The sequence below is a fragment of the Anoxynatronum buryatiense genome, from assembly GCF_900182905.1.
Classification (GTDB): domain Bacteria; phylum Bacillota; class Clostridia; order Peptostreptococcales; family Tindalliaceae; genus Anoxynatronum; species Anoxynatronum buryatiense.
Window position 1 is genome coordinate 77,818 of record NZ_FXUF01000002.1, and the last position, 23,762, is coordinate 101,579.

Annotated in this window: 20 protein-coding genes and 1 tRNA gene; 17 read left to right on the forward strand and 4 right to left on the reverse strand. The window is 47.8% G+C overall.

Going from position 1 to position 23,762, the window contains the following annotated elements; genetic code table 11:
• Positions 1-120 precede the first annotated feature (120 nt).
• The 9 genes from QOL74_RS03125 to fdhF all read left to right on the forward strand — a co-directional run bounded on the left by QOL74_RS03125 (position 121) and on the right by fdhF (position 12,606).
• Positions 121-474, forward strand: a complete 354-nt coding sequence (locus QOL74_RS03125) for a response regulator (protein ID WP_283407983.1) — start codon at positions 121-123, stop codon at positions 472-474.
• 16 nt (positions 475-490) lie between these two features.
• Positions 491-2,599, forward strand: coding sequence for a chemotaxis protein CheA (locus tag QOL74_RS03130; RefSeq protein ID WP_283407984.1), 2,109 nt, complete (start codon positions 491-493; stop codon positions 2,597-2,599).
• The gene (locus QOL74_RS03135; RefSeq protein WP_283407985.1) at positions 2,596-3,093 is read left to right on the forward strand and encodes a chemotaxis protein CheW; all 498 of its coding nucleotides are present in this window, start codon (positions 2,596-2,598) and stop codon (positions 3,091-3,093) included. The genes QOL74_RS03130 and QOL74_RS03135 overlap by 4 nt, the downstream gene beginning before the upstream one ends.
• Positions 3,094-3,169: 76 nt before the next feature.
• Complete coding sequence (locus QOL74_RS03140) at positions 3,170-4,900, forward strand: methyl-accepting chemotaxis protein (protein WP_283407986.1); 1,731 nt, start codon at positions 3,170-3,172, stop codon at positions 4,898-4,900.
• Positions 4,901-4,948: 48 nt separating this feature from the next.
• The gene (locus QOL74_RS03145) at positions 4,949-5,761 is read left to right on the forward strand and encodes a CheR family methyltransferase (RefSeq protein ID WP_283407987.1); all 813 of its coding nucleotides are present in this window, start codon (positions 4,949-4,951) and stop codon (positions 5,759-5,761) included.
• 4 nt (positions 5,762-5,765) lie between these two features.
• On the forward strand, positions 5,766-6,797 hold the full coding sequence (locus tag QOL74_RS03150) for a protein-glutamate methylesterase/protein-glutamine glutaminase (protein WP_283407988.1): 1,032 nt from the start codon (positions 5,766-5,768) through the stop codon (positions 6,795-6,797).
• Positions 6,798-6,817: 20 nt separating this feature from the next.
• Positions 6,818-9,187, forward strand: a complete 2,370-nt coding sequence (locus QOL74_RS03155) for a hybrid sensor histidine kinase/response regulator (RefSeq protein ID WP_283407989.1) — start codon at positions 6,818-6,820, stop codon at positions 9,185-9,187.
• A 2-nt stretch (positions 9,188-9,189) separates the two neighbouring features.
• Positions 9,190-9,591 (forward strand): response regulator, encoded by a 402-nt coding sequence (locus QOL74_RS03160; protein WP_283408278.1) that lies wholly within the window; start codon positions 9,190-9,192, stop codon positions 9,589-9,591.
• A gap of 330 nt (positions 9,592-9,921) precedes the next feature.
• Positions 9,922-12,606, forward strand: coding sequence for a formate dehydrogenase subunit alpha (gene fdhF, locus QOL74_RS03165; RefSeq protein ID WP_283407990.1), 2,685 nt, complete (start codon positions 9,922-9,924; stop codon positions 12,604-12,606).
• Between the two features lie 157 nt (positions 12,607-12,763).
• Here fdhF and QOL74_RS03170 read toward each other — a convergent pair whose 3' ends face one another.
• Entirely contained in the window at positions 12,764-13,705 is a 942-nt protein-coding gene (locus tag QOL74_RS03170) for a helix-turn-helix transcriptional regulator (RefSeq protein ID WP_283407991.1), read from the reverse strand.
• 99 nt (positions 13,706-13,804) lie between these two features.
• Here QOL74_RS03170 and QOL74_RS03175 point away from each other — a divergent pair, with 99 nt between their 5' ends.
• Positions 13,805-14,227: a pyridoxamine 5'-phosphate oxidase family protein gene (locus QOL74_RS03175; RefSeq protein ID WP_283407992.1), complete on the forward strand. Its 423-nt coding sequence runs from the start codon at positions 13,805-13,807 to the stop codon at positions 14,225-14,227.
• A gap of 201 nt (positions 14,228-14,428) precedes the next feature.
• On the opposite strand, the gene QOL74_RS03180 is transcribed toward QOL74_RS03175, so the two are convergent.
• Positions 14,429-15,115 carry a phospholipase C/P1 nuclease family protein gene (locus tag QOL74_RS03180; RefSeq protein ID WP_283407993.1) on the reverse strand — a complete coding sequence of 229 codons (687 nt, stop codon included), beginning with the start codon at positions 15,113-15,115 and terminating at the stop codon, positions 14,429-14,431.
• Complete coding sequence (locus tag QOL74_RS03185) at positions 15,109-16,227, reverse strand: MGDG synthase family glycosyltransferase (protein WP_283407994.1); 1,119 nt, start codon at positions 16,225-16,227, stop codon at positions 15,109-15,111. Before QOL74_RS03185 ends, QOL74_RS03180 begins: the two co-directional genes overlap by 7 nt.
• Before the next feature lie 263 nt (positions 16,228-16,490).
• Between QOL74_RS03185 and QOL74_RS03190 the strand changes: the two genes are divergently transcribed.
• From QOL74_RS03190 to QOL74_RS03210, 5 genes are all read left to right on the forward strand, one after another.
• Positions 16,491-18,362 carry a complex I subunit 5 family protein gene (locus tag QOL74_RS03190; RefSeq protein WP_283407995.1) on the forward strand — a complete coding sequence of 624 codons (1,872 nt, stop codon included), beginning with the start codon at positions 16,491-16,493 and terminating at the stop codon, positions 18,360-18,362.
• A gap of 117 nt (positions 18,363-18,479) precedes the next feature.
• Positions 18,480-19,361: a nickel pincer cofactor biosynthesis protein LarC gene (larC, locus tag QOL74_RS03195; protein ID WP_283407996.1), complete on the forward strand. Its 882-nt coding sequence runs from the start codon at positions 18,480-18,482 to the stop codon at positions 19,359-19,361.
• A 17-nt stretch (positions 19,362-19,378) separates the two neighbouring features.
• A complete protein-coding gene (gene larC2, locus QOL74_RS03200) occupies positions 19,379-19,813 on the forward strand; it encodes a nickel pincer cofactor biosynthesis protein LarC2 (protein ID WP_283407997.1) in 435 nt (144 codons plus the stop codon).
• Positions 19,810-21,135, forward strand: coding sequence for a glycerate kinase type-2 family protein (locus QOL74_RS03205; protein WP_283407998.1), 1,326 nt, complete (start codon positions 19,810-19,812; stop codon positions 21,133-21,135). Before larC2 ends, QOL74_RS03205 begins: the two co-directional genes overlap by 4 nt.
• 150 nt (positions 21,136-21,285) lie before the next feature.
• A tRNA-Gly gene (locus tag QOL74_RS03210) sits at positions 21,286-21,359 on the forward strand.
• Positions 21,360-21,450: 91 nt separating this feature from the next.
• Here the strand turns inward: QOL74_RS03210 and QOL74_RS03215 are convergent.
• Positions 21,451-21,618, reverse strand: a complete 168-nt coding sequence (locus tag QOL74_RS03215) for a hypothetical protein (RefSeq protein ID WP_283407999.1) — start codon at positions 21,616-21,618, stop codon at positions 21,451-21,453.
• Positions 21,619-21,989: 371 nt separating this feature from the next.
• On the opposite strand from QOL74_RS03215, the gene QOL74_RS03220 reads away from it, so the two are divergent.
• Positions 21,990-22,346 carry a hypothetical protein gene (locus QOL74_RS03220; protein ID WP_283408000.1) on the forward strand — a complete coding sequence of 119 codons (357 nt, stop codon included), beginning with the start codon at positions 21,990-21,992 and terminating at the stop codon, positions 22,344-22,346.
• A gap of 299 nt (positions 22,347-22,645) precedes the next feature.
• Positions 22,646-23,713, forward strand: a complete 1,068-nt coding sequence (locus QOL74_RS03225; protein ID WP_283408001.1) for a TolB-like translocation protein — start codon at positions 22,646-22,648, stop codon at positions 23,711-23,713.
• Positions 23,714-23,762: the final 49 nt, after the last annotated feature.

A 23,762-nucleotide genomic window follows, 5' to 3' on the forward strand; every position in this document is an offset into this window, starting at 1 on the left:
CATTGAGTGTATCACTGTCATGCATAAGAAATGATGCAGCAGGTTGGTTGGAAACTGCAAGCCTGCCATAAAGAACAGCAGCTAATTCTTTTCAGATCGAGATGGAAAGGGAGGTAAGCAATGAAAAAGGTGCTTATTGTGGATGATTCTATGTTTATGCGACAATCCCTCAAAATGATTTTTGAAAAAAATGGTTATGAAGTGGTTGGGGAGGCAGAAAATGGCGAAAAAGCGGTGGCACAGTATGAGCAGTTACTTCCTGACCTGGTGACCATGGATGTCACCATGCCGGTGATGGACGGAGTTGAAGCACTAAAATGTATCAAGAAATCGTCTCCGAGTGCCAAGGTACTGATGGTGACAGCCATGGGCCAGGAAAGTATCGTGAAAGAAGCGGTGATACAAGGTGCTTGCGGTTTTGTTGTCAAGCCAATTATTGCAGAGGTGCTCATCAATGCGGTGAAAAAACTGTAAAGCGGGAGGCGCGGACATGGCAGGCAGAACGCTTGAACCAATGCTGGAGATGTACTTGTTCGAAAGTAGTCAACTATTGGAGCAATTGGAGGAAATTTTGCTGCGCAGTGAAAAAACATCCCGGATGTCTGAAGACGACATCAATGAAACTTTTCGGATCATGCATACCATTAAAGGTTCTTCATCAATGATGATGTTTTCAAATCTTGCTAACTTAGCTCATCATATTGAAGATCTTTTTTTTCATATCCGTGAAAATAAACCGGCTTCTCTGGATTACTCAATGGTATGTGATCTGGTCCTTATTGCTCTGGACTTTTTCCGGAATGAAAATCTGCGAATTGAAAGTGGCGAAGACTCAGATACACCAGAAGGGGCGTTGGTAGATCGAATTGCCAGTTATCTGCAGCAAATTACCGGTAGAGCAGCAGGAGATGATACGGCAACGGCCCTGTATAGCCAGCACCCTCCCAGGGATCAGAAGTTTTACGTGCGACAGGAGAAACAGGAATTAGTGCAGATCAACTGGTTTCGTGGCTTCATTCAGTTTGACGAGGGCTGTGAAATGGAAAATGTACGGGCCTTTACGGTGGTTCACGGCATAAAAGAACAATGTGAGCAGATGTACCACTATCCTGAAGACTTGTTCGAAAACCAGGAATGCAGCCAGTTTATTGCTCAGGAAGGGTTTCTGATGGCATTCAGTACCCGGTTGACGAAAGAACAAGTGGAAGCCCAGCTGCAGGAGGCCCTTTTTGTCAAAAGCATCTTGCTGAATGATCTGGATGAAACAGGTTTTACTGAAGCGGTGAAAGAACTGGAACGACGGAGTAAGCCAGTGGAGGAAGCAGGCGTTGATTCCGGTAACAGTTCTTTTGTCTCTGAACAGGAAAATACAGAAATGGAAACCATACAAGACACGGTGAAAAGCCTGAAGCAAAGCATGATCACGGTGAATATCAATAAACTGGACAGGTTGATGGATCTGGTGGGAGAAATTGTCATCACCGAGTCCATGGTCATTCGTAACCCGGATCTGGCAGGTTTGCAACTGGACAACTTCAGCAAATCTGCCCGCCAACTGCGTAAGCTCACTGATGATTTGCAGGATGTGGTGATGTCCATCCGCATGCTGCCCATTGGGCCTACCTTCCATAAAATGCAACGCATTGTCCGGGATATGGCACGAAAAATCAACAAAGAAGTGGATCTGAAAATCCTGGGAGAAGAGACTGAGGTGGACAAGAACATTATTGACCACCTGGGAGATCCTCTGATGCACCTGATACGTAACGCCATGGATCACGGTATTGAAGAACCGGAAGACCGAAAATCCAAGGGAAAGCCAACCAAAGGGAATATTACACTTGAAGCATCCAACACTGGTGGCGATGTGCTCATCCGCATCATGGACGACGGAAGAGGTCTTGACCGAAAAAAACTCATCGAAAAAGCCCGGTTAAAAGGTCTTATCACCAAAAACGACGACGAAATCAGTGACGAAGAAGCTTACAATCTGATTCTACTGCCCGGTTTCTCCACCAAAGACGCCGTCACAGAGTTTTCCGGCCGGGGCGTCGGCATGGACGTGGTGAAAAGCAATATTGAAAAAGTGGGCGGCAGTATCTCCATTGACAGCTCGCTGGGGGCAGGGACCACTATTAATATCAAAATTCCCTTGACGCTGGCCATTGTGGATGGCATGCAGGTGAATACCGGAAAATCCCTGTACACTATTCCCACGGTGGCAATCCGAGAGTCTTTTAAGGCCGTTGAAAAGAATCTGATCAAAGACACTGACGACAACGAAATGATCATGATTCGGGGTAATTGCTATCCCATTGTTCGGTTACATCGTCATTTTGGTGTTACACCTAAAACAGATAGTCTGTTGGAAGGCATCATGATCATGGTGGAAAACGACGGCAAGGCCGTGTGTCTTTTCGCCGACGAACTGCTTGGAGAGCAGCAGGTGGTGGTTAAGCCGTTGCCCGGTTATCTGGTCCGCTACCCCGTGAAAACCAGCGGCATCGGCGGTTGCACCATTCTGGGAGACGGCAGCATCAGTTTAATTATAGATGTGACAGGCATCATCTACCGAACCATACAGGGGGGATCCGTATGAACACAAAACAAGATAGCTTAATGGAACTGGAGGAAGACACCCAGAAAGGCAAATACCTTACCTTTAACCTTGGGAAAGAAGTCTTTGGCATTGAAATCCGATATGTGACAGAAATCATCGGTATTCAGCCCATTTCCGCAGTGCCCGAGGTGCCGGACTATGTGAAAGGTATTATCAATCTGAGGGGGAAGATCATCCCCCTTATCGACGTTCGGTTGAAGTTCAAAAAAGAAGCTGTTGATTACAACGATCGCACCTGTATCATCGTCATAGATATTGACAATATTTCTGTGGGACTCATCGTGGATCAGGTGGCGGAAGTCTTAAATATCGAAGACGAAGATATCGTCCCACCTCCAGAATACCGCACCGGGTTCCAGAACAAATACATCAAAAGCATCGGTCGGGTGGAAGAATCTGTAAAATTGATTTTAGACTGCAACAAACTCCTCAGTGAAGACGAGATGGAGATGGTGGAGCAGGCAGTGCAGTAGAGAAAAAGGAAGAGGAACGCACCGCGAGAGCTGATTCAATAGAAATCACACCACACAGATTAAGGAGGGTTTGTCAATGAAATGGTATAATAACATGAAACTGGGAACAAAAATGATCAGTGGTTTTATCATCGTGGCACTTATTGCAGGATTGATTGGATCTTTGGGAATTGTGAATATCCGCACCATCGACAAGCTGGACACGCATCTCTATGAAACCATGACGGTGCCTTTGGGAGAAATAGCCATTATGCTGGATGCCTACCAGCGTATGCGGAGTAATGTGAAAGACATCATTCTGTCAGATAATGCAGGAGATATTGCCGAGTATGAACGCCTGATACAAGTCCGAAATCAGGAATTTGCAGTTAATTTGGATAGCTTTGAAACCACCTTATTAACTGATGAGGGAAGTCGGCTGGTGCAAGAGGTAAGAATGCTGAAAGGTGATTATGATAGAATAATGACTGAAGTGATTCGCATGGCGCGTGCCGGACAGGATCGGGAAGCCTATGCACTGATGCAGGGAACGGAAGCATCTGCCGTCAGAGATACTCTGGAGAGGGATTTGTACCGTGTAATGGAAATAAAAATACAGGCTGCCACTGAAACTGCAGCTAACAACAACGCTACCGCCACTGCTGCAACAATACAAACCATCATCATTCTGGTCATTGCCATTTTCATCTCAATTGGACTGGGCATTTTCATCAGCAATTCCATCAAGAAGCCCATTAATCTCATGGTGGCTGCCTCGGAAAAAATGGCAGACGGAGATCTGAATGTGAATATTGACATCAACACCCAGGATGAAATCGGTATTTTGGCCAATGCCTTCAGCCGAATGGCGAAGAACGTGAATGATGCCATGCAGGATATTAACTCGGCAGCAGATCAAGTGTCTGCCGGCTCCGGCCAGGTGGCAGCCTCCAGCCAACAGCTATCCCAGGGGGCCACTGAACAGGCCAGCTCTGTGGAAGAAATCACTGCCTCCATGGAAGAACTGGCTTCTCAAACCAACCAGAACGCAGCCAATGCCACAGAAGCCAGCAACATGGCCAGTCAGGCACAGAAGGATGCAGAGGCTGGTAATAACCGGATGAAAGAAATGCTGGTATCTATGGATGAAATCAATGAGTCATCCAATAAGATATCAAAGATCATCAAGGTCATTGACGAGATTGCCTTCCAGACCAACATCCTGGCGCTGAACGCGGCCGTAGAAGCTGCCCGGGCCGGTCAGCATGGCAAAGGATTTGCTGTGGTGGCAGAAGAAGTGCGGAACTTGGCGGCAAGAAGTGCCAATGCGGCTAAAGAAACCACCGAAATGATTGAAGGGTCTATTCAGAAGGTGGGAACGGGTACCAGCATCGCCAATGAAACTGCCAAGGCACTGGAAAACATAGTTAAGGGAGTGTCTGATGCCACCCAGCTGGTGCAGCAAATCGCCACTGCCTCCAATGAGCAGGCTTCCGGCATCGAACAGGTAAATGAGGCCATCATGCAGGTGTCTCAGGTGACCCAGACCAACTCAGCCACATCAGAAGAAGCCGCTGCAGCCAGTGAAGAGCTATCCAGCCAGGCACAGCTTCTGAAAGACGCAGTGAGCCGGTTTAAATTGAAACATGCCGGCCATCTAGGCAACCGGGGTGGATTTGAGGAAATGAGTCCCGAAATCCTTCGGATGCTGGAATCTGTTAACAAAAATGGTCTCGAGAGAGTTGCGGAATCAGTTGAGAGACGGCCGGCAGCGGGGAAGAAAAAAGTTAAAATTTCTCTGGACGATCAGGAATTTGGAAAGTATTAATGCTGCTGACTCAACATAGAATCTATCTAGTGGTAGAAGGTGAATGAGATGCTGAAAATATCTGATCAGGAGTTTCAACAACTATCTCAGTATATTCGCAGCCAATACGGGATTAAGCTTGGCCCGGAAAAAAAAACACTCATTACGGGTAGATTGGGAAATACGTTGGTTGCCAAAGGGTTTGAAAGTTTTACGGTTTATTTCAAGTATCTGATGGCAGATGAGTCGGGAGAGGCGGCATTTGAGCTTCTCAACAAAATCACCACCAATCACACCTACTTTATGCGTGAAGCTGCTCATTTCAAGTGTTTTCAAGAAAAAGTGCTGCCGTGGGTGAAAGCTACCTCACCCCTGGATGCCAGAATTTGGAGTGCCGGGTGTTCCCGGGGGCAAGAGCCTTACACCTTGGCTATGGTAATGCAAGATTGTGTTGGCCACAATAAACAGCAGTGGAACACCCAGATTTTAGCAACGGATATTTCAGCTCAGGCACTGACAGCAGCCCGGGAAGGAATTTACCCGGCAGAAGAAATGGTGTCGTTGCCAGATCGATGGCGAAAAACGTATTTTCAGCCATTGGGGGACGGGCGGTATCAGGTAAGTCAAAGGTTGCGAAAAGAACTGGTCTTGAGAAGCTTTAACCTTATGAATCAGCAGTTTCCCTTTCGAAAACCCTTTCATACCATCTTTTGTCGCAACGTGATGATATATTTTGATGCACCCACCAAAAAGCATTTGATACAGCGGTTTTACCGGCATCTTGCACCAGGAGGCTATCTGTTTATTGGACACTCTGAGAGCTTGGGGCGTGACAATGAAGGCTTTCGGTATGTACAACCGGCAGTCTACAGAAAGGAATAGGCATATGGAAAACCTTCAACCAATTCGTGTACTCATCATTGACGACAGCCTTGTATCCAGGGAAGTTCTTCGAAAAGGGCTGGGGGGGGATCGACGTCTGCAGGTGGTGGGTGTGGCAGGGGATCCTTATGAAGCAGTTGAAAAAATTGAGACATTTGAGCCGGACGTATTAACGCTGGATATCAATATGCCTAAAATGGATGGCCTCACCTTCCTCACAAAATTAATGGCGCAGCTTCCCTTGCCTGTGGTGGTCATCAGCTCTTCGGCGGATCGTGTGTTTGACGCTATGGAAAGGGGTGCTGTGGATTTTGTGGCTAAGCCAGCCATATCATCACCGGCAGATCTGAAAGCTTTTTTGAAGGAAGTGGTGGAAAAAGTGAAAGTGGCGGCAATGGTGAAGACACATGCACCGGTAACCACAGCAATTCCAGAAGAAACGACACTGTCAGTCAAAGCGGTAAAAGATATTCGGGTCATTGCCATGGGGGCATCAACCGGTGGCACAGATGCTTTGCTGAAGGTGCTGAAAGGACTGCCGCAGAATGTGCCGGGAATTGTGATTGTTCAGCACATGCCTCCTGTATTTACCCGAATGTATGCAGAACGGTTGGATCAGCAATGTGCCTTGTCGGTTTCAGAAGCGAAAACCGGGGATGAAATCAAGCCGGGGAAAGTGCTGCTTGCCCCGGGGGATCAGCACCTGAAAGTGGTGAAAGATCAACAGCGGTATGTGGTCAGGTGTTTCCGCGGCCATAAAGTCAGCGGCCACTGTCCTTCGGTGGATGTGCTGTTTGAATCGGTAGCCCTCACAGCAGGAGAAAAAGCCATGGGTGTTCTGCTGACAGGTATGGGAAGTGATGGCGCCAGGGGACTGCTGACCATGCGAAAAGCAGGGGCCCATACCCTGGGCCAGGATAAGGAAAGCAGCGTCGTTTATGGCATGCCCATGGTAGCCTATAATATTGGTGCAGTCGTTCGCCAATCGCCACTGGATCGTATCCCGTCAGAAATACTGCGGTACTTGTCCCGCTAGTCGAAGTTTGGAGGCTGATAATGATGCCCATGGAAGCTAACTTAATGGCCCTGACCTGGGACAGTATTGCCGATGGGATTATTGCCACTGATACCCAGGGTGTGATCATGGATATCAATACAGCTGCTTTGGAGTTGATCGATATTGAATGGCATGAGGCAGTAAATCAACCATTGGATAAGATCCTTTCTTTGCACGATGAAACGACCGACATATCTCTGAACGGCTTCTGGGAAAAAACGCTGAAAGAGGGGAAAAAAGTAAATCTTCCCCGAAACACTAAACTACTGGGAAGAAATCAGGATTACTACCTGGCTGCAAAATTTTCCCCAATACAGAGATTGGGCCAGCCCCCACAGGGGGTGGTGGTGGTTTTTCGTGACATTACCCAGCAGAAAATGCATGAAGAACAGCTCCATTTATACCGCATGGCCCTTGAACAAAGTCCTTTTTCAGTTGTTATGACCGATATTGATAACCAAATTGTTTATGTGAACCGCGAGTTTATAGAGTTAACCGGATATGGGATGGAAGAGGTGATGGGCAGAGATCCAGGTTTTTTAAAATCTGGCAGTACGCCAGAAAAAACCTATCAACGCATGTGGGAAACCATCACCCGGGATGACGTGTGGCAGGGAGAATTTTACAATCGAAAAAAGAATGGTCGGTATTACTGGGAGAAGGCTATTGTGGCTCCAATCACTTCTCCAGGCGGGATCATCAACTATTACCTAGCCATTAAAGAAGATGTGACGGATCAGAAAGCCATGGAGGAGGAGCTGCGCCGCACAAGAGAACAGGCAGATCGCAATTTGAAAAAAAGTCAGTACTACATGGAGCAGCTGGAAAATGCCAGGCGAGCAGCAAATGCTGCCAACAAGGCAAAAAGCGAGTTTTTAGCCAACATGAGCCACGAAATTCGGACCCCTCTTAATGGAATCATAGGCATGATTGAATTGACTGCCGCGACAGATTTGACACGTGAACAGCAGGATAATCTGGATATTATTCGCATCTGTGGAAACAATCTTTTTAGTGTGATCAATAATGTGCTGGACTTTTCTAAAATCGAGTCAGGAAAAATGGAAATTGACCGGGTGGATTTTGATGTGCAGGAATGGTTTATGCAAAGCCTATTGGTGCATCAGGCCCAGGCTACAAAAAAAGGAATTGATCTGGTGGCGGTGCTTGATCCGCATATTCCCAATTGTCTGCTGGGAGATGCGAAGCTGCTGCAGCAGGTGATGAACAATCTCATTGGAAATGCAGTGAAATTCACGGAAACAGGCTGTGTCAAAGTTACCATGGATTATGAAGGGGAAGAAGGGGGAATTCTCTGGGTAAAGATTCAAGTCAAGGATACCGGGATGGGCATTCCCAAAGATGAACTGCCAAGGCTTTTCCGTAGCTTTACCCAATTGGACGGGTCCATTACCCGCCGGTTTGGAGGAACGGGTCTGGGGTTGGCCATCAGTCGCCAGCTGGTGGAGATGATGGACGGTACCATTCGTGCAGCCAGTGTTGAAGGTGAGGGCAGCACGTTTACAGTCACTCTCCCTTTTGAACAGGCAATGCAACAGGTGGATTCCTTGCCAGAAAATGAGAGGTCTTTCATGGCTGCCAGCGATATTGGCCAAAAATGGACCATTCTGGTGGTGGAAGATGATCCTATCAATCAGACAGTGATCCGAAGCTTGCTCAAACTGAAGGGTTACCAAATTCACTGTGCCAATGATGGAAAAGAAGCGGTGAGCGCCTGGGAGTCACTTCGTCCAGATCTCATCCTCATGGACATTCAGATGCCAGCGATGGATGGGATACAGGCAACGGGAGCCATACGGGAACGGGAAAAAGGACAGCCTTCACGGACGCCGATCATTGCCTTGACAGCCCATGCCATTCATGGTGATCGGGAACGATTTCTGGCATCGGGCATGGATGAATACGTTTCCAAGCCAGTGGAGATGGATCGACTTTACCATGCCATCAATAGGCTTTTAGATCCGCCAGAAGAGGTAGGCTTGAAACCACTGAAGCAAAAAAGGTATACTGAGCCCAACAATTACTTGCCCGTGGAAGCAGAACAGCTGATGGCAAAAGCGGTAGAGGGCTTTATTCCCGACATGTTTTCTCTGTTGGACCGGCTTCACCAACAGTTATTTGAGGAGGATGTGGATCAGATTGAACGGCTGGCACATCAAGTGAAAAACCGTGCGGTGACAGTTGGTGAACTGGATATCAAGAACCAGGCCTTCAAAATTGAGCTGGCTGCCCGTAAACACGCACTCCAGGACGCACGAAGTGCTTACAACGCCTTAAAACAGTCCTTTGAGTCATATGTTTCTTTTGCTGGACAACAGATGGAAAACATAAGGGAAGGAGGGAAATGATGATAAAAATACTCATTGCTGAAGATGATTTGGGAAGTCGAAAATTCATGCAGCAATTTCTTAAAGCATACGGGGAATGCGATATGACCGTGGATGGTATCGAAACGGTGGACGCTTTTCTCCTGGCGTGGGATGAAGGAGAACCCTATGACCTGTTATGCCTGGATATTATGATGCCAAAGCTGGACGGACTCAAAACACTGAAAATTATCCGGGATTTGGAAAATGACAAGCATATACCGGCGGAGGAGCGGGTTAAGATTGTGATGACCACTGCTCTTAACGAACAACAGACGGTGTATGATGCCTTTGATCTTGGATGCGAAGCGTTTGCAGCCAAACCCATAAACCAGGAAAAATTACGTGAAGTATTGCATAATTTGGGATTTGATCCAATAGAATAGATTTGAAGCGGATTTGACGAATACTGTATATCGGCACTTTGGATCCCCACCGTGGGCTTCAAAGTGTTTTTTTAAACACTGCTGAAGGTGATCAAGCTCCTAATGCCGAAATAGAATGCACACATTTTGCTGAATAAGTACGATTGATGGCATCAGTGACGTTGTCTTTCAATGGGTATATAGAAATGTTTAATTGGAGATGGTGGAAATCCTGTGATAAAGTTGGATGTGAAAGAATTAACGAAAATGGGTGAAGTCTGCTGTTTTTCAGACAGACAGCAGAGAAAGGGTGGTCGGTATGTTACTAAATTTTGGGAAGGTGGTTAAAAGATGATTGAATGCACCATTAATGGACAGGTTGTCCAGACGAAGGAAGGCCAAACGATTTATGAAGCCGCAGCCAATGCAGGCATTAAGATTCCCACGCTCTGTCATGATGAACGATTGAAACCGCATGGCTCTTGCCGCATTTGTGTGGTGGAGGTGGCCGGTGCCCGTTCGCTCATGGCTTCCTGCAGTACACCGGCAGCCAATGGAATGGTCATTCAAACCGAAAGCGAGGCGGTGGTGACTGCCCGGAAAGAAATTTTAGATCTTATTCTGGCCAATCACCCGTTGGATTGTCTCACCTGTGAAAAAGCGGGGCGCTGTACCCTGCAGGATCTATGCTTTCAGTATGATATTGAAGAGAGTTCTTTTGAAGGCAAACGCAAAAACTATGACAAAGATACCAGCAATGAATTTTTTGTGGCAGATCAGAGCAAATGTATTCTTTGCGGAAAATGTGTTTACGTCTGCTCACAGGTTCATAGTACTGAAGCCATCTGTTTCGTAGACCGTGGGTTTGAAACCCATGTGGGGACACCTTTTGGAATGGGACTGTCAGAATCCACCTGTGTTTCCTGTGGAAACTGCGTCTCGGTTTGTCCCGTGGGAGCCCTTCTTCCCAAGCGAAAGGAAAAATACCGTTATTGGGAAACCAGGGAAGTGAAAACCACCTGTGCCTACTGTGGTGTTGGTTGTCAGATGAATTTGCTGGTGAAAGATAATAAAGTGGTGGAAGTCTTGCCTGTCAAAGGAGCTGCCAATGAGGGACTTTTGTGTGTTAAAGGAAGGTTTGCCCATGATTTCATCGGTCATCCTGATCGTTTAACGACACCGTTGATCCGTCGGAACGGCACTTTGGAACCCGCCTCCTGGGAAGAAGCACTGAACCTGGTAACCGAGAAAATTCAGACCATACGGCAGGAACATGGAGCAGATGCCATTGCCGGTTTTTCATCGGCCAGAGTGACCAACGAAGAAAATTATCTGATGAACAAGCTGATGCGCGGTGCCATTGGGACCAATAACATTGACCATTGTGCCCGTTTATGCCATGCCTCCACGGTGGCAGGTCTGGCAACCACGCTGGGGAGCGGTGCCATGACCAATCCAATGGCAGATGTGAAAAATGCAGAAGTGATTTTTATCACCGGCTCCAATACAACCGAAGCACATCCGGTGATGGGGGCCTACGTGCGTCAGGCCCGTAAAGCCGGCAGCAAATTGATTGTGGCAGATCCCCGGGAAATTGAACTGGCAAAAGAAGCGGATCTTTTTCTGAAAATACGTCCCGGATCCAGTGTGGCCCTCTCCAATGCGATGATTCAAGTGATTTTGCAGGAAAAGCTGGAAAACAAAACCTTCATCGAGCAACACACCGAAGGGTTTGATCAGTTAGTGGCGGCTGTGGCAGAATGTACACCTGAATGGGCTGAGACCGTGACAGGCGTTCCGGCGGAAACTGTTCGTCAGGCAGCCCGCATCTATGCCACCAGCAATGCTTCCAGCATTATCTACTCCATGGGTATCACCCAGCATGTGAATGGCACAGAAAATGTGATGAGCCTTTCCAATCTGGCACTGGTCACCGGTAACCTGGGAAAAGCGGGCGCAGGTGTTAATCCCCTGCGTGGTCAGAACAATGTGCAGGGAGCCTGCGACATGGGCGCACTGCCCAATGTAATGCCCTCTTACCAACCTGTGAACAACCCCGAAACCATTACCCGATTTGAAGAAACATGGGGTGTTGCACTGCCTCAAGGCCCCGGACTCACTGTTACCCAGGCGATTCCGGCGGCAGCAGAAGGGGTTGTGAAAATGCTGTATGCAATGGGGGAGAACCCCATGATTTCTGATCCTGATACCCATCATGTGAAGGCAGGACTGGAGAAAGCATTCTTAGTGGTGCAGGATATCTTCCTCACAGAAACTGCTGAACTGGCAGATGTGGTGCTGCCTGCGGCTGTCTTTGCCGAAAAAGAAGGCACCTTTACCAATACCGAGCGCCGGGTGCAGCGGGTGCGTCAGGCAGTGATGGCTCCAGGAGAGGCACGGCCTGACTGGTGGATTCTCATGCAGTTGCTGAATCGCTTGGGCTTGGAGTCGGTATATCGAGAAGCGAAAGACGTTTTTGAAGAAATACGACGGGTGGCTCCCTCCTACGCGGGCATCAGTTACGACCGCATTGAAGAGGAGGGGATTAGCTGGCCCTGTCCATCGGAAGATCATAAGGGAACCCCGATTCTGCATGTGGGTAAAATCGCCCAGGGTGCCGGTCTGTTTAAGCCTGTTCAGTGGCATCCATCACCAGAGCTGGGGCAGGAAGCATACCCGCAGACCATGACCACCGGAAGGATCTTATACCACTTCCATACCAGAACCATGACCGCCAAATCGCCGGGAATCGAAGCCATTGCACCAGAGAATTACGTGGAAATACATCCCGAAATGGCGGCATCCAAAGGAATTCAAGAGGGTGATTTAGTGGCAATAGCTTCTCCCCGGGGCGAAATCCGTGTGAAAGCCCGCATCACTGATCGGGTTGACTCTCAGGTGGTTTTCGTCCCCTTCCACTGGAGCGAAGGGGCTAATGTGTTGACCAATGGTGAAGTGCTGGACCCCTACTGCAAAATTCCAGGATATAAAGTGACGGGTGTCAGTGTTGAAAAAGCAGCTGATATCCGATCATAGTCATCAACTGAAAACAGTATAAGAGTAGACCTCAAACAGACAGTAACCGTCAATGGCAGAGACAAGATTATTCGAAGCTGCCATTCGGGGCTGTCTGTTTTGCTTTGGGCCATCAAGGGAAGCGAAATCAAGCGTGTTTGTAAGGTGAAGTAACATGCTACAGGTTGCTTAAATAGGTCGTATATACGTTTAATTTGTCGAGGATCAGTTTTTTAAGTGGAGCAGGCTGTATCGATAGAATGGTATCCCCATACCCCAGGAAATAGGCGGCAATAAAGTTCTCTTCTCCGATATTGTAAAAACCACGAATCGTGAATGTTTCATCATTCAAACACAAAGTCATTGATGGGTAATGTTCCTTTTGAAATATGTCTGCACCTTTTTTCGATACCATGACTTCGAAATCAGTTGCACCGGGGTTTTTGTAAAGAATGGCAGGCGATTTTATAAAATCAGCAACTGGCCTTGAAGGGTAAACAAAGTTCTCTTTCACATCGAGTACCTTGTCGCAGCGAAACACGTGTGTGTGACCTGTTTCAACATGACAGCCTGTCGCGTACCATTGGCCGTAGGCAGCAGATATATTGAAAAACTGAATAGTATGCTGATGAATGGCATTGTTTTTTTGATACTTGATATCACACACTTTTTCTTCAAGAGCAAAATGCAAGATATCTTTCAAAAAATGACAGTGATTTTTTTGTTGCGTGGACCCCAAGCTGAAAACTTTCTCAATCTTATGAAGCGTGGCCACCTTTTCTGCAGAAAGGCACTTTTCAAATTTGCGCTTTAATTTTTCGATGCTTAGATGAAAAGGTGTGGTTTCATACGCTCTTAACGTGATCATTGAGAAGTAGAGGGCAAACACTTCGTCGGTGTCAAAGACAATGGGAGATAAGAGCCTGTTTTGCAGAAGACCGAAATAACCATTTCGGCCTGATTGAGAGAAGAGAGGCATTCCCATTTCTTCAAGTGACCGGACATCCCGCAGGGCAGTGCTTTTTGAAATGGTGTATCTTTCCATAAGATCTTTCAGATTGAATGAATTTTTATCATTCAAAAAAAGCATTAAATCGTTCAATCGTTCAGATTTATTCATGATAAGAGACCTCCCTTCAACCATTATACTAAATGGTGTCATGATTTGATACCTTTTTGAAATATACTGTCAGTATCAAAATGAAAAGGAGAATGATCCATGGTAACAAAAAATGAACTGATAAGGATCATGAAAGCACACACTGAAATGGCATTGGCAACAAGTGTTGACGGACAGCCGAATGTGCGCATTGTTAATTTTTACTTTGATGACACAGCAAATATACTGTTCTTTACCACTTTTGGTGATAATGACAAGGTCAGGGAATTTGAAGCTAATTCACAAGTGGCGTTTACAACAGTTCCGCATCACGGTAACGAACATGTAAAGGCAAAGGGAACTGTCAAAAAGAGTGGCCGCACCATTTTTGAGGTTGCTGAGGGGTTCACAAGCAAAATACCAGACTATCAAGAAACAATTGAGCAGGCCGGTGAGTACTTAGTCCTTTATGAAATAAAATGTGACACAGCGGTGGTGACATTGGATTTTGAGAACATTGATACCATTCGCTTGAGTGACTAAGTGACCGGATCTCAGTACTTTATTGAATAACCCAACCAAAAACCCGCGGGATAAGTGACAGAAATCCGTTTTGAAAAAGCGGCTGATTCCACTTGTGATGACTGCCTGATAAGCTTGTAGAAACATAAAAAGCAGAAGCTGCCGAAAGTTCAGGCAGCTTCTGCTTTCTATGAAATCACCTCGATACCACCTTTATGCCATCTATACCACTTTGTTCATCAATAAGGGATGAGGTATCGAGGTGGAGCATTCGGCCAGAGAGACAATGTCATTCTGTAAAAGCAGCAGCACCGCTGCAGTGCTGTGGAAAGCCCGGGGCAACAGTTCGGCAGTGCTGCGCTTCATCTGTTCTTCAGTGGGCTGATGAAGCAACATTTCATGGGAAAGGGCACGAAGTGCATTTGACTCCAGGATCTCCAGTGGATGCCGCCCCTTCACTGCAATAAGCCTGCGGGGAATAAAGGCCTGAAAATGATTTGAAGCCCAGGATTCATAGTGGTGATGCCCCTGCAACAGACAGCCAATGGCATGGTGGGGCACACAGAGATCCTGTATCAGGTGCAGCACGATCCCCAAGTGGAAAAAATAGCGTTGTGCGTGACGCTCCTTGAATGCCTCGTCCATGATGTTCAGGTTATTTGTCAGTTCATCGGCAGCATGGTGAACACCGGGAAGGCCGCTGTGCTGCAAGGGATGATAAAAGTGACTCAGGTTTCGCAATCCCTGATCAGTCCATTGGCTGCCTTGATGAATGAAGCTCATGAACGAAGGGAGAAGTTCTGCCAAATAGCGGTGCCCGCTGCCGGCGAGAAGTGCCGGCGCATACTCTGAGCAGCAACGGTGAATATTTTTTTGTGGAGTGGAAGACTTGGAAAAAAATGTCAGCATGATAGAAGTCCCCTCTCTTCCAGCGGTATTTGCAGCAGGGAAGCAACGTTAGCAGCAGCCTCTGGAAAAGCTGCCTGACGAGCCTTCTGGCACATATCATGAAGGCGCTCTGGATGCTGACGAAGTTGACAAATGAGCAACTCAACTTCATGTATATGTTTTGCCTGAAGGGCCCAGCCCTGACTCGCCGCTAGCGCTGCATTTTCTTCTTCATGACCTGGGAGGGGATTAAGGATAATAGTGGGAAGTCCGGCAACCGCAGCCTCTGAAAGACTGACTGCCCCCGCTTTGGTAATAAGCAGGGAAGCCTGCTTCATAAGGCGGGGAATATCATTGGAAAAACCCATTATTCTCCAATTGGCTAAATGGCGGGTGCGAATTATTAAGCTGTCATACAGAGCCTTGTTGTTGCCGGTGACCACCACAAAATGCAGTTGTGGGAAAGCTGTCATCAACAGATCGGTGCAGGCGGTCAGGTTTCCAATGCCGAGCCCGCCCCCCATGATCAGAATGTGCTGTTCGCTGACAGCAGGTTCATTTAACAGGGGATATAGATAAGAGGCTGTTTCGACAGGTGCTGCAAAGCCCTTTTTCACAGGAATACCGGTGAGGTATAGCTGTGATGCGGGGATGCCTTCATCCCTTAATGACATCACCTGGGAAGAATGGGCAACAAAATAACCGCTGAGCTGGCGGTTTAACCAGAGGGGGTGATATCCAAAGTCTGTGAGAACTGCGTAGGCAGGTGCCAGGGCAACGGATCGGTAGGCAGCAACGGGAAAGGGATGGGTAAAGATAAACAGCGAGGGGGAGAGTTTCTGCTGCAGCTGCTTCAACAGGCGGTAACACAGGTAGTGGAGCATGGACACAGCACGGGGATTTGTCTGGTGTGTCTGTGTCCAAAGATACGCTTTTGAAAAAACGGAAGGTGCCTTTTGGATGGTGGTTAAATATAGTTTATTCACCATCTGATAAATCCGCTTTTCTGCCAGCAAATCAATGACATGAACCTGCTGGGAAGAATTCAGTTGCAGCAGTGATTCCTTTAAAGCACCGGCAACTTGATTATGCCCTGCGCCGATGGATGCAGTGACAATAACAATGGTTCGCATGGGGAACTCCTTTCAACAGTTGTCATCCATTGCTGATGGTTGTTGCGGGGGAATAATGTCACCACTAATGTATCAAATGGCCGGGGAAGTTGGTTTCAGATCATGTAAAAAACAGGTAAGGATTCTGTAAATCCATGGAAAGACGTCATCGCTTCAGTCAATTCCGGTGATTTGCTGACATCTGTATTTCATCTGATAGTCAGACTGTCTTCTGTGGTATGAGTGAAGTAGAACGTGCATTTCAGCAGACGGGAGGTCTTCGCTTGAACTATATTCGGCTGATGGTGCAGATGGGATTACCGCTGTTGGTGATCATGTTTATGGTGATTGAACTGATGCTGCCCCGGATCATGCCGGGACAGGAGCCCCGCCAGGTGCGGCGTAATGCGGCCAAGGGGTTTGTGTTTCTGAATACGATCATTCTGGCAGCCACCTATTGGGAAGTGATGGAGGAGCCCATCATTTACCGGCTGGGCGGCGTTTTCGGTCAGGGCATGTATTTTCAAATAAACCTGCTGAACTATCCTTTTTTAGTATTGGCAGGAATCCTGTGGCTGCTGGTGGGATATTACAGCATGGAAGACATTCATTATCTTTTTTACACCATCACCTATCTGGCGACACAGGGAGCTTTTCTGGCCGGCGATTTTCTTACATTTTTTCTCTTTTTTGAACTAATGACCCTGAGTTCCTATGCACTAATGGTCTACCACCGGGGGGAAGAACAGCTGGAGGCCGGTTTTGTGTATCTGTACATGGGTATCCTGGGCGGCCTGCTGCTGCTGAGCGGCATATTGCTCTTGGTAGCTTATACGGGAACGGCAGAATGGGTGCACCTTGCAGCGCAGTTCAGTGAAATGGGGAGCATCAAATATCTGATCGCCCTGTTCTTGTTAACGGGACTGGGAATGAAGGCTGGGATGGTGCCCTTTCATTTTTGGATGCCCCGCATTTACGAAAAGGCCCCTTTTGCAGTGGTGATTCTGTCTTCGGCCATGCTGGTAAAAGTGGGTGGCTACGGCATGTTGCGAGTGATGTCAGTGACCTTTTCTGCCGGAGCGGAAGATCAGGCACCTTTCAGTGCCGTTCTTTGGCAGGTGTCTGAGCAGGTGGGGCTGATGCTCCTTTGGGCGGGGATCATCACCATGATTGCAGGTGCCTTGCTGGCTCTGATGCAGAGTAATATCAAGCGAATGCTGGCCTACAGCACCATCAGCCAGATGGGCTACGTGATCATGGGTGTTGGCATTTCTGCATATCTGGGATACCTGGGAGTCTATGGTGTGGCCGGTACCCTCTATCATATGATCAATCATCTCTTCTTCAAAGCACTGTTGATCATGACCGCCGGCACCCTTTTCTTTGCCACAGATGAGGTGAATCTTTACCGACTGGGAGGTCTCTGGAAAAAAATGCCTGTGATTGCAATACTTACGCTTATCGCACTTATGGGAATCACCGGGTTTCCCGGATTGAACGGTTATGTCAGCAAGACATTGCTGCACCATGGCCTTGTCCAGGCCATGGATCAGGGGCCAGCCTCCCTGCAAATGGCAGAATGGCTCTACAAGGCTGCCGGTGCAGGAACGGTAGCTTACGCCATCAAATACTTCTATTTTGTTTTCGTGAAATCAGGGGAGGTTCTCCTGCTCAGTCAATCGTCCCTTTTGCCCGATGGACAGGTGGTGGGACCGTCACGTTGGATGACCCAGGTGATGACCTGCCTGGCAGTGATCATGGCTTTCACAGGCCTGCTTCCTGCTTTCTGGATCAGGCATTTGATGGCGCCGGCAGCCATGTGGGTTTCCCGGGTACCGGCGTTGGTGGAAATTCAGCTCACTGGACTTAATTTTTGGAATGGTAAAGATCTTTTGGGAACCATTCCTGTTTTTGCTGCCGGATTTCTTCTGTTTATTTTAGGTCGGCGGTTCCAGCTCTTTGCCCTGGAACTGCCTCGTTGGGTATCGGCTGAACAGGTGATTTTGCACCCTGTGCTCAGTTTTTGCCGGCGGTTTTCCACCTTCTGCGTGAAGCGATATGAATCGCCCATTATTTTTGGAGATGCCCTGATTTATGCGGTGACACTTTTCGTGATGATGGTGCTGTTGACAGTATTTCAGATCTGGGCCAGGTAAAGGCCGCTGTTGTGATGGTTTGTGGTACAATGGGACTGGATGAAAACCATGGGCAGATGCCCTGACCAACACCATATCGATTCACGTGCCAATCAACTGAAAAGGAGCATGATTTCATTGAAAACATTATATCTTGACTGTTTTGCCGGTATCAGCGGGGACATGACGCTGGGGGCTTTTCTTGATCTGGGTGTGGAGGAACAGGTACTGCGGGAGGGTTTGTCACAGCTGGCAGTTGAAGGTTACCGCTTAGAGGTGATACCAGCTGAAAAGCAGGGAATACAGGGGACTAAGGTGAATGTAAAACTGACAGGCGCTGAAAGCTATCATCATGGGGAGTACCACCATCATCAGGAGGAAGGCCATGACCATGAGCATGACCACAGTCATCACGGGCATGCTCATGAACATTACCATCACCACAGTCATCCTCATGACGAAATAATTCAGGAGCATCACCATGTGAACCTGGCGGCAGTGGAAACCATGATTAACGAAAGTGGCCTGGAAGAGCCGGTGAAAGTCCTCAGCAAAAAAATCTTCTGCATTGTGGCGGAAGCAGAGGCAACGGTGCATGGCAAACCCATTGAAGAAGTTCATTTTCATGAAGTGGGGGCGGTGGATTCCATTGTGGATATCGTGGGAGCGGCCATTTGCCTGTGTCACTTGAAGGTGGATCAGGTGGTGGTGTCGCCCCTGCATACCGGCACCGGCTTTGTGAAGTGCCAGCACGGGCTGATGCCCGTACCAGTGCCGGCCACCCTGCAGATCATTCAAAATCACCAAATGCCCTTTTATAACACAGGGATCCCCCGTGAGCTGGTAACGCCCACCGGAGCCGCCATTGCCGCTGGCATGGCAAATGGATACGGTCCGCTGCCAGCCATGGAAGTCACCGCCATCGGCTACGGGGCGGGCACCCGTGACCTTGAAATTCCCAACATGCTGCGCATGGTACTGGGCGAAAAAAAAAAGACAGTGATGACCCCGGCGCAGTAACGCCTCATCAGGTGACGGTGATTCATGCCAGCTTAGACGACACCACAGGGGAAACCTTGGGGTTCGCCATGGAGCAGCTGCTGGTTGCCGGGGCACTGGATGTTTCCTTTACCCCCCTTTACATGAAAAAGAATCGACCGGGAGTCAAACTGGAAGTGATCTGCCACCGATCAGATGAAAGAAAGCTCCTTGAAATTATCTTTCGGGAAACCACCACCCTGGGTGTGCGCATCTCAGAATCCAGACGAGCTGTGATGACAAGGGAACTTCGACAGGTTGAGACCCCTTTTGGGCCGGTGCGGGTGAAACGGGCTCACTGGCAAGGTGTGGTGAAGGAATCGCCGGAATATGAAGATTGCCGGAAAGCAGCCCTAAGAGCGGGCGTTAGTCTGCAGGCCGTTTACCAATCGGCACTGGCTCAGACTGACACTGAAGGAGAGATGACGGAATGAAAGCAGCAGATCAGTCGGTCAGCCGAAAAGGACCACCAACAGGCATGAAGCAAGACGCTCATGCCATCATCACGGCATCCATTCAGGCGGTTCTGCCAGAGGCGGCTGTGAAAAAAGCACTAAAAAGCCATCCATTGACGGGTAGTCCGATGGTCATTGCTCTGGGAAAAGCCGCCTGGTCAATGGCTCATGCCGCTCAAGAAATCCTGGGAGACCGGTTGACCCGGGGACTGGTGATCACCAAATACGGCCATTCCCGGGGACCACTGACAGGCTTTCAAATCATTGAGGCGGGGCATCCGGTTCCCGATGAAAATGCTGTGAGAGGTGCCGCTGCCGCCCTTGAAATGGTCAGCGAACTCACTGCTGAAGATCAGGTGTTGCTGCTGATTTCAGGAGGCGGGTCATCTCTTTTTGAAATGCCGGCAGCAGGTGTCACCCTGAATGACATTCAAATGATCACCGGACAGTTGTTGGCCAGCGGTGCATCCATTGGTGAAATAAATACCATCCGTAAACGTCTTTCAGCCGTCAAAGGCGGACGCTTTGCCGCTGCCTGCGGTGCAGCACCAATCCTGGCCATCGTTCTTTCAGATGTGCTGGGAGACCGGCTGGATGTCATCGCTTCCGGTCCTGCACATCCTGATTCATCCACCACTCAGGAAGCGCTGGCCATCATACATCGGTATGATTTGCAGATAAATGAATCGGTGCACCAGGCACTGGCCATGAAAACACCCGCCATTACCACCCGCTGCGAGACCATCATTGCCGGCAACGTGACGGGTTTGTGTGCCGCTGCAGCCGAGGCCTGCCTTCAAAGAGGCTACGAGCCGCAGATTCTTACCACCACACTGGACTGTGAAGCCAGGGAGGCGGGCAGGGTGATGGCAGCAATGGCCCGGGAGCTGGCAGAACGACAAAGTGATCAAGCAGGCGGTCATCGGCCGAAACCTCCCTGTGCCATCATTATGGGCGGCGAAACCGTGGTCCATCTCATGGGCAATGGTCAAGGAGGCAGAAATCAGGAGCTGGCTCTGGCGGCTGCGTTGGGGATGGAAGGGCTGGCCAATGCGGTGCTGTTTTCCGTAGGTTCCGACGGTACCGATGGCCCCACCGATGCCGCCGGCGGAATGGTGGATGGTGAGAGTGCCTGTCGCATGCGAGCTGCCGGAATTGACCCGGAAAATGCACTGCAGTGCAACGATGCCTATCATGCCCTGAAGTCATCTGACGACCTGGTGATCACCGGCCCCACCGGCACCAATGTGAACGATGTGGCGGTGTTGTTGGTCAAACCACTGAATTCAACTGATCACTGACAAAAAGAAGCACAAAATGATTAACATGATCCCGAAACAAAAAATCTGAAAAAAAATCCAGAAACATGAAAGGTGCCACCTGATCAAAAGAAAAGTATCTGGGTGGTTTCGCTTTATTATTTTTTTTGATATAATCATCTGAGGCAATCTGCGGGTGTAGCTCAATGGCAGAGCCCCAGCTTCCCAAGCTGGTTACGAGGGTTCGATTCCCTTCACCCGCTCCATAAGATCAGGTCTAAATTTTACTCACATAGAAACGCCCCGCTTGTTTAATAAAAGTGGGGCGTCAGACTGAAGACAAAATGCTGGTTTCCCTCAATGGGAGCCAGCATTTTGCGTAGGAAAGCCACAAAGCGTTTGAAAGAAGAAGGCCCAGGCCTCTCCATCCCCTTGCGCCACTTTCAGGTAGTCCTTTGAAACCAGTTCATCCAGTGAAATCAGTTCGATCTGTGTCCGTTGTTTCTCTTTTTGGCGTGTAATCATGGGTCATCCCTCCCTAAATCTTCTATCAATTGCCTTACATGTATATTTCGACATCAAAAAGGAAATTCCTTTTTGATTTTCAAAGAAATTTCCCTTTTTTCATTTTTTTAGATGGTTTTTCTGACTTTGTCTTCAGTCTGAGTAGTTACAAATATAACTACTCTTATACTACTAAATCTTGATATAATGAAATGAATACTTAACAGATTTCATCAACCGAAGGCACTGTGGTGATTCCAACAGCCCTTCAAAGCTATATGGGCGGCGTGGAACGGATGGATCCTGTTTGATTTATGCTTCTAAAAAAGAGCCGGAGCCCTTTATAGAATAGTTCACTGGCTAATGGCAAAAAAACTAAAGGAGATGAGCCTATGGAAGAGAACATGAAAAAACTGGAAGCGCTGATGGAGCAGGAAGAAGGATTTGCGGAAGCATTATTCGGCAAAGAAACGGCAGAAGAGGTGCAGGCATTTTTAAAGGAAAAGGGAGTGTCTTTGACACTGGAAGAAGTGACTCAGCAGCGGGAGTATTTAGTGAAAATCATAGAAGCGGTGGCTGCAGGCAAAGAACTGCCAGAAGAAGAACTGGATAAAGTGGCAGGTGGCAGACTGCACAGAAACCCTCCTCAAAGAAAGGTGAGACCTGAGGGTTTCGAACCACCTACCACCCCACATTCGAACTTCTTGTTCAGCGAGGTTTCCAACATGATTCGTAGTGGTTCCTGGTAATCCATTACATCAACGAAAAACTCACGAGCTGCCTCCACCAACGTTTGTTGCAGGAGGCGGCTCATCATGACAATGGCGTCAAGTTCATCCAAGAGGCCCTGGAGGGTCCATTTGGTGAACAGGCCGGCATCTTGCATCTTCATTTTCACGTGGGACAAATAGGTTAAGGCAATTAACTCAACGAATATCTTGCCATCGAGAGACAACTAACCAATTGCTTCAGTTAGGATACGCTCACTATATAATATTGATTAAACTGCAGATTTGAGAGGTTTATGTATCAATGGGGAGGAATTTAGTTGATTAAATTCAAAATACTAATAAGTATTTTATTTGTTTTTGTGCTGACCACCCTCGTTGGATGTCAGGCTCAAAGTGATCACGAGGAAGTAATGGAAGAGCCGGTTGAAAATGTGAATATCGCAGAAAACACAGAAGATGATGATGTGAGTTTTTTATCAGTGGATAAGATGGAACAATATGAAGGCATGGAAATATCTGATTGGTTGGACGAAAACACCGTTATTGTTTCAAAAGAAAATGAAACGCTGGAAAAGATGAAGCTTGAGGAGCTTTCAGACAGCTATCCGATAAGTCTGTACACGTATAGCCTGAGTACCAATGAGTTCAGGCTGCTGAAAGAAGAAGAAAACCGGTTCATGGGTGGGGCAACTTTGTCTGATGATGGTAGCCATCTCCTCTATTCTGGTTATACATTAGGAGACCCTGGCTATTATGTTATGAATCTGGATACGTTGGAATCGTTTAATATCGAAGGAGCTTATAGTGCCCATTGGGGAGACGAGGGAGCTGTTGTCGGGGCCAGTTACAAGGGAGGAGCATACTCAGCAAGCACATCAGGCGTGATCACTCCCTTGGGAGATTTAAATCAGGAGTCCCTGTTTATTGTGAGAAAAAGCAATCATGCGGTTTATTACAACACACAATCGGAGACAGCATTAATGAAACTTGATCTGGAAACCAACCAAAAGACAAGTTTGAACATCGATGATGTAGTGGGTTTGTTTCCATCTTCAGGAGGAGATCATCTGCTTGTTCTCCAAAGTGATGGCACTACAGAAAGGCTTATTCTTTGCGATGTTCAGGGAGAAAGCATTCAAATAATCGTAGAGAGTAAAGAAATAAGGGGCGTTGCATGGTCTCCGGATGAAAAAATGATTGCTTATAGTCGAACGGATACCGTGGACTGGGGAATTTATGGATATGATCTGATAAGAAACAAAGAATTTAACATTGTACCAGGGGAAGAAAGTCGGGGTATTCACTGGAGTCCTTCCGGACGCAAATTATCGTTTGTACATGCAAATACAACTGATTACAATAGCAGTATTGTTTACTTCAAGTAAGTGTAAATGACACAATGTTTCAGGATTGTTACAATCATTAACGTTCGAG

Coding starts and splice junctions, on each gene's coding strand:
- QOL74_RS03220 (WP_283408000.1), top strand. CDS start 21,990: ATGGAAGAGAACATGAAAAAACTGGAAGCGCTGATGGAGCAGGAAGAA.
- QOL74_RS03205 (WP_283407998.1), top strand. CDS start 19,810: ATGAAAGCAGCAGATCAGTCGGTCAGCCGAAAAGGACCACCAACAGGC.
- QOL74_RS03185 (WP_283407994.1), bottom strand. CDS start 16,227: ATGCGAACCATTGTTATTGTCACTGCATCCATCGGCGCAGGGCATAAT.
- QOL74_RS03155 (WP_283407989.1), top strand. CDS start 6,818: ATGATGCCCATGGAAGCTAACTTAATGGCCCTGACCTGGGACAGTATT.
- QOL74_RS03125 (WP_283407983.1), top strand. CDS start 121: ATGAAAAAGGTGCTTATTGTGGATGATTCTATGTTTATGCGACAATCC.
- QOL74_RS03140 (WP_283407986.1), top strand. CDS start 3,170: ATGAAATGGTATAATAACATGAAACTGGGAACAAAAATGATCAGTGGT.
- QOL74_RS03135 (WP_283407985.1), top strand. CDS start 2,596: ATGAACACAAAACAAGATAGCTTAATGGAACTGGAGGAAGACACCCAG.
- QOL74_RS03175 (WP_283407992.1), top strand. CDS start 13,805: ATGGTAACAAAAAATGAACTGATAAGGATCATGAAAGCACACACTGAA.
- QOL74_RS03170 (WP_283407991.1), bottom strand. CDS start 13,705: ATGAATAAATCTGAACGATTGAACGATTTAATGCTTTTTTTGAATGAT.
- QOL74_RS03215 (WP_283407999.1), bottom strand. CDS start 21,618: ATGATTACACGCCAAAAAGAGAAACAACGGACACAGATCGAACTGATT.
- fdhF (WP_283407990.1), top strand. CDS start 9,922: ATGATTGAATGCACCATTAATGGACAGGTTGTCCAGACGAAGGAAGGC.
- QOL74_RS03145 (WP_283407987.1), top strand. CDS start 4,949: ATGCTGAAAATATCTGATCAGGAGTTTCAACAACTATCTCAGTATATT.
- QOL74_RS03180 (WP_283407993.1), bottom strand. CDS start 15,115: ATGCTGACATTTTTTTCCAAGTCTTCCACTCCACAAAAAAATATTCAC.
- QOL74_RS03150 (WP_283407988.1), top strand. CDS start 5,766: ATGGAAAACCTTCAACCAATTCGTGTACTCATCATTGACGACAGCCTT.
- QOL74_RS03130 (WP_283407984.1), top strand. CDS start 491: ATGGCAGGCAGAACGCTTGAACCAATGCTGGAGATGTACTTGTTCGAA.